The organism is Arcticibacterium sp., from assembly GCF_055134445.1.
This window is the reverse complement of record NZ_JBSRVI010000026.1, coordinates 1-9,978: the sequence shown is the minus strand read 5'-3', so window position 1 is coordinate 9,978 and position 9,978 is coordinate 1. Positions and strand designations below refer to the sequence as shown.

8 protein-coding genes are annotated in these 9,978 nt (G+C 36.7%); 7 read left to right on the top strand and 1 reads right to left on the bottom strand.

From position 1 onward, the window contains the following. The coding region (locus tag ACTBZY_RS03335) for a PHP domain-containing protein (RefSeq protein WP_463044913.1) at nt 1–916 on the bottom strand (916 nt) is incomplete at its 3' end. An 88-nt stretch (nt 917–1,004) separates the two neighbouring features. On the opposite strand from ACTBZY_RS03335, the gene ACTBZY_RS03330 reads away from it, so the two are divergent. The 7 genes from ACTBZY_RS03330 to ACTBZY_RS03300 form a co-directional block, all read left to right on the top strand. Then, on the top strand, nt 1,005–1,808 hold the full coding sequence (locus ACTBZY_RS03330; protein ID WP_463044912.1) for an XRE family transcriptional regulator: 804 nt from the start codon (nt 1,005–1,007) through the stop codon (nt 1,806–1,808). A gap of 91 nt (nt 1,809–1,899) precedes the next feature. Beyond that, entirely contained in the window at nt 1,900–2,250 is a 351-nt protein-coding gene (locus ACTBZY_RS03325) for a RodZ family helix-turn-helix domain-containing protein (RefSeq protein WP_463044911.1), read from the top strand. Nucleotides 2,251–2,283: 33 nt separating this feature from the next. Then, nucleotides 2,284–3,363, top strand: coding sequence for a hypothetical protein (locus ACTBZY_RS03320; RefSeq protein ID WP_463044910.1), 1,080 nt, complete (start codon nt 2,284–2,286; stop codon nt 3,361–3,363). 83 nt (nt 3,364–3,446) lie between these two features. Beyond that, nucleotides 3,447–5,027 carry a site-specific DNA-methyltransferase gene (locus ACTBZY_RS03315; protein ID WP_463044909.1) on the top strand — a complete coding sequence of 527 codons (1,581 nt, stop codon included), beginning with the start codon at nt 3,447–3,449 and terminating at the stop codon, nt 5,025–5,027. 5 nt (nt 5,028–5,032) lie between these two features. Continuing rightward, a complete protein-coding gene (locus tag ACTBZY_RS03310) occupies nt 5,033–7,681 on the top strand; it encodes a DEAD/DEAH box helicase (protein ID WP_463044908.1) in 2,649 nt (882 codons plus the stop codon). Between the two features lie 124 nt (nt 7,682–7,805). Continuing rightward, a complete protein-coding gene (locus tag ACTBZY_RS03305) occupies nt 7,806–9,011 on the top strand; it encodes an SIR2 family protein (RefSeq protein ID WP_463044907.1) in 1,206 nt (401 codons plus the stop codon). A 97-nt stretch (nt 9,012–9,108) separates the two neighbouring features. Continuing rightward, nucleotides 9,109–9,978: ATP-binding protein (locus tag ACTBZY_RS03300; RefSeq protein ID WP_463044906.1), on the top strand; the 870-nt coding region annotated here is incomplete at its 3' end.

Here is a 9,978-nt window from a genome sequence, read left to right as displayed (position 1 = left end):
CTCCAACATGGTAAAAATTGCGAGAGGTTGTATAACGAATGATGTCATGAGTAATCAAGAAATAGGAAGAGAAGCATAGTTCATCAATAATGCGCAGCTCTTTAGCAACCCGCTGTTTTGCTTCTTTATTGTTATTGCCATACCGGCGCTGCATACCAGAAACTGCTAGCTTTTCTAGCAACAGCTTATCGTCATATGCATTCCCAGTAAAAAATTTTTTGTTGCGTACAATGGTGAAGTCAAAATTGAAACTGCACTGAGACAGCAATTTCTCAGTTGCCACAAGTATTTCCGGAAATCGATAAAATTTGTTAATCATATCTTTTCTTTCCGGCATCTTTTCCCAGGAATTGGCCACCATGGATTTTGTAACCTTAGAATAGATAAGATTGCGGTCAACTGCTCTTAGTTGCTGGTGCAGCTGGTAGTCATTTTCGTTTTTCACGGTGACTGGCCACAAGATTACGTACCGATCAAAATTAGATCTTGGTTCGAGACTTATTTTGTTAATTTGATCAGGTCTGATACCCATAAACTCATTTTCGCGCAGACGCCTGATTTCTATTGCACCGAGAGGATATACAATAAATACCTGATTGAATTCAGGTGCAAATTTTGGGAGAGGCTGTTTATTTCTGTTTGCAGTTGTCATGTGCTCATTGAGCTCTGCAAAGCCAGCTTCATTCCTTGCTATTCCGATATACAATAAAGTATCTCCATTTCTGTATTCCATCCCAACAAGACCATTGATACCCTTTTCTCTGCATTTCTTAATAAATGGGAATATGGCGGAAGAGTTGTTAATGTCTGTCAGGACTGCTGTGTCATGCCCATGGCTTATAATAAGATCGGTCAGGTCATCCAGGCTAATGGTGCCATAACGCAAACTGAAATAGGAGTGGAGATTTAAAAGCATGTTACTTAAATGGCAAGTAGTTCATTATAATTTTTAACTTTGTTCCTAATGGTATCATTTATATGATTCTAATTGTAACAATATTAAAATGGAAGAGCAAGAAATATTTTTAAAAGAGAATCTGAGATTTCTCCGGAATCGGAAAAATCTTATCCAGGAAGATCTTGCAGAAGACTTGGGGATGACGAGGGTCAAACTTCATGCAATTGAAAGTGGAAAGACCGCAAATCCAGTGATAGGAGATGTAATTAAAATTGCAAAATATTTTAAGCTAGCAACGGACACTCTTCTGACTGTGAACCTAATGCGGTTAGGTGAATTGAAGTTGCGGGAACTTGAATCTGGAACAGATGTATACCTGACAGGTAAGAATGTAAGAGTACTGGCAATCACTGTTAACCAGGAGGATAAGGAAAATGTCGAGTACGTACCGATAAAAGCAAAAGCAGGTTATCGTACGGGATACAGTGATCCTGAATATTTGGCAACGCTACCGAAGTTTAGCTTTCCTAACCTTCCAGCCGGTGGAACCTTCAGAATGTTCCCAACTACTGGTGACTCCATGCTGCCAATTCCGGAAGGGAGCGATATCCTAGCCAGGTATGTTCAAAACTGGAAAGAGCTAAGATCCGGGAGTTTGGGTATTGTTATCTTGAAAGGCGAGCAAGATTTTGTTTTTAAGGAAATCACCGTTTTAGCACAAGGATTATCGCTGCATTCATTTAATAAGCTTTATGATGACTACCATGTTGACTTTTCAGATGTTCTTGAAATTTGGGAGTATCATAGTTTTCATAGCAAAGTGCTTCCGGAGCCGGTTACAGATCTGAATCTTGTCATTCGTGAGATCAGGCAATTGACGATACATGCTGAACGAGAAGTCTCTTTGTAGATGTCGATTCTTTCTTCGTACTAATAATTTTTACTGTATAGATAAATATTATTAGTACATTAGCCAGAGATATATAAACCACAAAACCATAATGCAAAGTTCCATTACCAACCGTCTTATTTCTGTTTTAACAGAAGTAGAAATGGAAGATATGTACCATCAACTGGCTAGTAAATTGGGTAAATCTCAGTTGGAGAAATCGGAGGAGACAGCTGTGATAAAGGAACTTCCTGAATTGAAGATAGACTTGGGAGCTCAGTGTAAGCGTAAAAGAGAGCGACTTGGCTTAACAGTATATGCTGTTGCAAAGAATTCCGGGATTCTTCAAAATCAGGTAAAGGCGATAGAAGAGGGCCAAGGGTATAACATTGATGCGTTGCTTAAACTTACTGCTTCTCTTGAACTAAATGTCATGTTAATTGACTCAAAAAAAAGCGTGTAGGAGTCTAGTGTTAATTTAATGAATAGAGGAATAATGGATAAATACGCTAAGACAAATGATTTAATTAAGGATAAAATTCAAGATATATTTGATCCAACGACTAATGAAATTACAAATAGGATATACAGTTATGCTTATATTGATGAACAATTCTTCCAAAAATTTGATGATTTTGTAAATTTTGCAGAGAATGAACAAGCATTTTTGAAATCTAAGGGGTTTCTGTTAAATGAGGTCCATTTTTACTTTACAGAAAATGAGGAAAAAGATGCTTTTGGCGGTATTCAATATGGACTTAATCAGTCAGAGGATTTATCTCTCGTTACAGTAAGTAAAGGTCTTATTGAAAGACATATAAAATACTGTGATCTCATTTCCAGTCAGTTGAGCAAACTTATTAGGAAAAATAGGCTCCCTAAAGATATTAAGGGAAAAATTGATATTAATGACATTTTAGGAGATTTATCACTTAGCGATTTCTTATTTTTGATTGGTCGAGATTTTGTTTTTAATCATGAAATAGCCCATGTAATTCAATGCGAAGGTAAGCCTAGACCTGTGCCTGGAACAAATCAGATAGATTCAGAAAATACAGCGAGAGTTAAGGAGGATTATTCAGAACGACATCACATAGGAGAGCTTGATGCAGATCAATTTGCTTCAAGAGCAATGTGTAAAAAAGTATTAAATTATTATAATAACCTCCCAGTTGAAAAAAAAACACGTGATAATTTAGCGAATCTAATGGCCTTTGCTCTGTTGGGAATTTACATTTTATTTCATATTCTTTCAAATGAGATGAAATCAAAATTTTTCTTTAAAAATACTAAGCATCCACATCAATCAATCAGAATGCAGGCTATTATTCAGACTGTAAATGAAACATTTGGTTTATATACCCCAAGTGGATATATATTTAACAAACATCGAATGACAAGCATTTTTTCTAATCTGTCAGTTCAAGTAACTGGATCCGTAGAGAATTTTTTAGCTCATATTAATCCAAAGAATATTTCCGTGAAGAGGCAAAAGGATATCTCCAACTATTTAGATGAAATGATGCAGAAAACTATGGAACTAGACTGGACGCTGACAAAAAGAGAAATTGGATAATTCTGATTGTAAGAAAGAGAAGTAAATAGCTATGAGCTTTGACTTATCGCCTGTTTTTTAATCAATAAGCTTAAAATATACATATGCCTACCCTTCATTGGATCGGAAAAGATAAAGTTGTTAATCATCATCTCGATGTTCCATACCGAGTTTTAAATCATCAGTATGGCTTCACTGCGTCAGAAGGACAAGTTTCAAACACAACTGAAAGTGGAAACAAAATCATTCATGGTGATAACTTGGAAGCACTTAAAGCACTCCTGCCAGAGTATGAAGGTAAAATAAAGTGCATATACATTGATCCTCCTTATAATACTGGTAACGAAGGATGGATTTACAACGACAATGTGAATGACCCTAAAATAAAAAAATGGTTGGCTAACGTGGTAGGCAAAGAAGGTGAGGATCTTAGTCGTCATGATAAGTGGCTTTGTATGATGTATCCTCGTTTAAAGCTTCTACAAAAACTTTTGGCAGAAGATGGAGCGATCTTCATTTCTATCGACGACAATGAGGTATTTCTCTTAAAGTTATGCTGTGATGAGATTTTTGGAAAGAATAATTTCGTTGCGCCATTAATATGGAAAAGCAGGCAAAGTGTTGATTCTAGAAATAAGACAGGTATTTCGAATGATCATGAATACGTGCTAGTTTATGGAAAAGGCAACATGACAACTTTCAAAGGAGTAGAAAAGGATCTAGCAAAATTTTCTAACCCTGACAAAGATGAACGAGGACCTTGGCGAAGTGCAGATCTGACGGGAATTGCTACTCAGGCTCAGCGACCAAATTTACATTACGAATTGATAGACCCGGTTACCGGCGTAGTATATGGCTGTCCCGACAAAGGTTGGAGATACGATAGAACTACAATGAAAATTAAAATAGATGAGGGTAGAATTATTTTTCCAAAAAATAGGGTAGGAAGGCCAAGAAATAAAATATTTATGAACGAGATGGAAAGTTCTAATAAAGCTTTCTCTTCAGTAATAACCGCAATGAACACAGGAGATGGATCCAAGGAACTTAAGGAAGTACTTAACTCTGCGGATTTTGCTTTTCCAAAACCATCGGAGCTAATTGGATTCCTTTTAGATCAAATTAGCGATCACGATTCTATTATACTCGATTCCTTTGCTGGCTCGGGTACCACAGCACACGCGGTTTTCAATCTTAATAAACAAGATGGAGGAAGCCGTAAAGTGATACTAGTGGAAATGGAAAATTATGCAGAAACAATTACTGCTGAACGTGTAAAAAGGATAATCAAAGGCTACGGAGAAGGAGCAAAAGTTATTGAAGGTGTTGGAGGAGAATTCGACTACTACACCTTAGGAGAGCCTCTTTTTGACGAATATAGCAATCTCAATGAATCAGTCGGATTAGAGCGAATTAGAGAATATGTATGGTATTCTGAGACCCGATCCAGTTATTTAGTCCATCAATCCAGTGATTTCTTACTTGGTAAAAAGGATGAATGTGCATATTATTTCTACTATAAGGCAGATTCACTGACAGAGCTTGACTTTGATTTTTTGTCGCTGATAGATGTTAAGGCTGATCAATATGTGATCTATGCGGACAACTGTCTGTTAACAGACGAGTTTATGCAGTCAAAAAACATCATTTTTAAGAAAATCCCACGTGATATAACCCGCTTCTAATAATAATGGAGTTAAAAAGTTACCAACAAGACGTACTCAACGATCTACGTGCGTATTTTGATTATTTAATAGTTGATCAGGATCCGGCGATAGCATTTGATCAATATTGGGAAGACCGGATCGGGCAATACAATCCTCTTACGCGCAAGGGAATGCGCCCGTATATAAAAACAATTCCTGGTGCAGTTCACTTATGTATCAAAGTGCCGACTGCTGGTGGGAAGACGTTCATTGCATGTAATGCTTTAAAGACAATTTTTGACAGGTTGCCGCAAGATGAACCCAAAGCGGTAGTTTGGCTTGTTCCATGGAGTAATTTACTAGAACAAACTGTTGCAAGTCTTAGCAATCCTAACCACCCGTATCGGCAAAAAATCAACAGTCTGTTCAATCACCGGGTTGAAGTCTACGACAAAAACAAGCTGTTACAAGGTGCAAGTTTTAATCCTGGAATCGTAAGGGAGCAACTAAGCATCTTCGTAATGAGCTTTGCCAGCCTGCGAGCTAGAAATAAAGATGATCGGAAAGTATATCAGGAAAATGGTCAACTGGCTCCTTTTCTAGAACAGCTTACAGATAAAGAGCACATTCTTGAAAATACGGATGAGACGGCGCTCATCAATGTAATCCGCAGCTTTAATCCTGTCGTTGTTGTCGATGAAAGCCATAATGCCGAAAGTGACCTGAGCATTGATATGCTTAAAGCTTTAAATCCAAGCTACATCCTGGATTTGACGGCAACTCCAAAGGTAAATGCCAATATAGTAAGTATGGTTTCTGCTATGAAGCTCAAAAAAGAGCACATGGTGAAGTTGCCCATTATTGCTTACAACCATCGTGAAAAAACGGAAGTAATTGATAGTGCCTTGCATTTGCGGCATAGTCTGGAACAGATGGCGCTGGCAGAGCAAAAGGAAGGTGGGAAGTACATTCGTCCAATCGTGTTATTTCAGGCTCAACCGAGAACTGATGAAGACAATACGACTTTTGAAAAGTTGAAAGCATTGCTGATTAAAGCTAAAATTCCGGAAGAGCAAATAAAAATTAAAACTGCTACAATCAATGAATTGAAAGGAGTTGATCTATTATCTCCTGAATGTCCTGTCCGGTATATTATCACAGTAAATGCATTAAAGGAAGGGTGGGATTGTCCCTTCGCATATGTGCTGGCATCTTTGGCAGACAGATCTTCTGCGGTTGATGTAGAGCAGATCTTGGGTCGGGTTCTGAGGCAGCCATACGTCACTGCACACAAACAGACATTGTTGAATATGTCATATGTGCTGACCGCTTCTCTTAAATTTGATACTACCCTACAAAATATTATTAAAGGTTTACAGGCAGCAGGGTTTAGCGAGAAAGATTACCGAGCTGAAAACAAAGTTACACCGGAGGATTTGGTGGCGGCAAAAGAAAAGGAGATACAAGACGAACTTTTTGGAAGTGATGACCAGAGATCTATCGACGATATTAATCCGGATAAAATATCATTCGATCCGGAGCAAGTTAATTCGTTTCACAAGAAGGATGGCGATTCTTCTCTTTTAAATGAAATTATAGGAATAGCTGAACAAGAGGCGACAAGTTCAGCAGAACAAATGAAACGCCTGGAAACTAATCCTGTTGATCCAATATTTACCGAAATGGCCGACAAAGTTGTGTTTTATGGTATGCGTTCTGATGTTGCAGATATTGCTAAGACGTTGGTTCTTCCAGAGTTTTATATTCAAATACCAACTGGTGGACTTTTAGATGGTATGGAGGGGAACACCAAGGTAACAAGAAATAGTTTGCTTGGTGGTTTTAGACTCACTGGAAATGATACCAATATTAGCTTTGAAACCTTAGCTGCGGAGGTTTACAAAATTGACATCGAAACCGGGGTTACAAACGAAAGTTACAGACCATCAGCTTCAAAGATCAAAAAGGGCGAAGCGCGTAATTTTTTAATGGAGTATATCCTTGCTAAACCTAAAAGCAATCAGATCACTGATATCGCACATTTACTTCGCAAGCATCTTGGTGATCTAAGCCCCATATCGGAACCAGATATTACGAAATATCTAACAAGAGTGCTAGAAGATCTTTCGTCCGATGATTTTCAAGAAATCATGAATCGGGAATTAACTTTTGCCAGGGTGTTGAAGCAGAAGATTCATGGATTTATGGATGAGTATGCGGAAAACCGTTTTAGGAAGGACTTGGAAACTGGCAAAATTTTTATGAAGCCAATCTGGAGATTTCAGGAGCATATTGTACCTGGACAGGTCGGAAATGACATTATCAATTCTTTGTATGAGAAAGAAGGTAGTATTAATTCATTTGAGTACAAGATCATTCTTGACGTGGCCAGCATGGATAATGTGGTTTTTTGGCATCGAAACATTGTAAAGGGAAAAGGATTTTCTGTAAACGGATTTAAATCGAACCACTATCCAGATTTTATTATCCTGACTAAGTCAGGAAAGGTTGTCCTTCTGGAAACCAAGGGAGATGATCGAGATAATTCTGACAGCCGAGCTAAGGTGAGGTTAGGTAGTATTTGGGCATCCAATGCTGGACCAAACTTTAAATACTATATGGTATTTGAAAAAAATACTGTTGATGGGGCGCTTTCATTGAGTGAGTTTAAGGAAGTTATGGAAGGGTTGTAGAATTATTTTATATATTTAAGACGTTAGATAAAATCCATAATAATTTGGACATTTTGTTTGCGACCTTTAAGTAGTAATATATTCTTTAATAAGATTTATTGTCAATTATCCTCAATTTCGATAAATGAAACACCTGCTCCTCAATAATACCAGTTCAGTATCTTATGACGAAAGTGATCCTGATGACATAAAAGTTTACATAGATGGTAAACTCCATGACTTTAAAGAAAGTAAAGACAATCGGATTGACTATGCAATAGCAACAAAGCGAAATAAATATGCTCAGGCACTAAATAGTCAGTTTGAGAATTTACTTCTATTGACAGGAGCAGGGTCATCCATTGGTTGGGGTAGAGATGGTAAAACAGGTAAATCAATGGTGAACTTATGGGATGGTGCAGAGGCTCTTTTAACAAATGATACATTTGGAAAGTTACTTGGGAAAATAGGTTATGATGAAAAATGGGAGGATGGGTCAATCATAAAAAATCTAGAAAAGGTTTTATCTATGGCAACACCTGCCATTCCATATGTCGATAAGAGAGAGATTGATATTGAGGACTGCGTTAACCGGATAAAGGAATATATCAAAACAGCCTGCCAGTTGGACTTGCCTAATAATTCTCCACACACTTTACTTCTCAATAAGATAACAAAGCGAAAAGTTACTCTACCCAGATTCAAACTGTTTACATTGAATTATGATTCGATGTTTGAACAAGCCGCTTGTGAAAGCAATTTTGCAATCATTGATGGATTCTCTTTTTCGCATCCAAGAATATTCAGTGGTAGAAATTATGATTATGATGTTGTTTCTAGAAATAATAGCCGTGTAAAGGAGGAAGATAATTTTATTCAAAAGGTATTTCACTTATACAAACTACATGGTTCTATCAACTGGGAAAAAATAGATGGAAAGATTGTTCAAAAAGAAAACCCAGAAAACCCTTTAATGATATACCCACATCAATCAAAATATGAAAGTTCATATGAACAGCCATATTTTGAAATGATGTCGAGATTTCAATCGAATCTTAGAAAGGATAATGTTTTTTTAATAACGATAGGATTTAGTTTTGGAGATAAACACATAGTGACAGCAATAGTCGAGGCCTTGGAACAGAATCCTAGTTTTCAGTTAATGATAGTTAATCGGAGTATCGACGAAACAAATGAAAACTTAAAACCTTTCATTGATGCAGCACGAAAGTATTCCAACCTTTCAATAGTTTCGGAGGCATTTGAAGATTTCTCAAAATTTTATCCGGATTTGAAGTCGTATAATCAAGATGATACGAAACAAATTGTAATAAACATACCGACCCATTGATATGACTAGTAGTCCGTTTAATCATAGTCATTTTTTGGGGTATATTAATTTTGTGTCTCCCAACTTTGTTAAGGTCCATTTTCCATCGTCGATCCTGATGAAGACTTTTATTCACCATTCTGAGCCACTGCGTGGCGGTTTAGTTGGAAATTACATAGTCATTGAAGGAGAGGAGAGAGGATTTTTAGGTAAAATATTAGAAATTTCTTTACCAGAAAAGGAACGGTTAGAATTAAGTGAAAGGACATTTTCTACTAAGGAATTTCATCCGATTGGTAGGATTGAAATTTTACTTAGTTTTGATTTATTCAATCCAGAATGTATTGAAAAGGGGGTAAATAGCCTACCATTGATTGGATCAAAGGTGTTTATTTGCTCAACTGAATTTTTATCAACACATTTTAAAACTTTTGGAATAAAACCTGAAAATATAGAAAATTCACCAACATTTAGAATGGGGAATTTGATATATGATAAAAATGTACCTGTTGATATTTCTTTACAGGCTTTATTTAGCCGTCATTGTGCGGTTGTTGGCACTACTGGAGGAGGGAAAAGTTATACGATAAGTAAATTTATTGAAGGAATTATTTCCTCAAATGCGAAAGCGATTATTCTTGATCCTACTGGTGAGTACTCTTCCTTTGACAATCATCCAAAAGTTGACCATTCCGTATTGATTAGTGATAGCTATTTCCCATACCAAAATTTAACCATAAATGATTTTTTTGTTTTGTTTAGACCGTCAGGTCAGGTTCAACAACCAGTATTATTAGAGGCAATAAAGTCCCTTAAAGTAGCTCATTGTTTAATGGCAAATATTCCAGATAATGGGCATTCGAATAATGGAGTCAACGATATTTTTACTTTTAGAGAACAGCATGTTATTTTAAACAATGGTGTTGTTGTCAAACAAAGTAATTTCACTGCCCCATATAATAATGCTTATTTTACTTACAAATCGGTA

Bases quoted from the DNA above. Each gene is read 5' to 3' on its own strand.
- ACTBZY_RS03330 (WP_463044912.1), top strand. From the start codon at position 1,005: ATGGAAGAGCAAGAAATATTTTTAAAAGAGAATCTGAGATTTCTCCGG.
- ACTBZY_RS03325 (WP_463044911.1), top strand. From the start codon at position 1,900: ATGCAAAGTTCCATTACCAACCGTCTTATTTCTGTTTTAACAGAAGTA.
- ACTBZY_RS03320 (WP_463044910.1), top strand. From the start codon at position 2,284: ATGGATAAATACGCTAAGACAAATGATTTAATTAAGGATAAAATTCAA.
- ACTBZY_RS03315 (WP_463044909.1), top strand. From the start codon at position 3,447: ATGCCTACCCTTCATTGGATCGGAAAAGATAAAGTTGTTAATCATCAT.
- ACTBZY_RS03310 (WP_463044908.1), top strand. From the start codon at position 5,033: ATGGAGTTAAAAAGTTACCAACAAGACGTACTCAACGATCTACGTGCG.
- ACTBZY_RS03305 (WP_463044907.1), top strand. From the start codon at position 7,806: ATGAAACACCTGCTCCTCAATAATACCAGTTCAGTATCTTATGACGAA.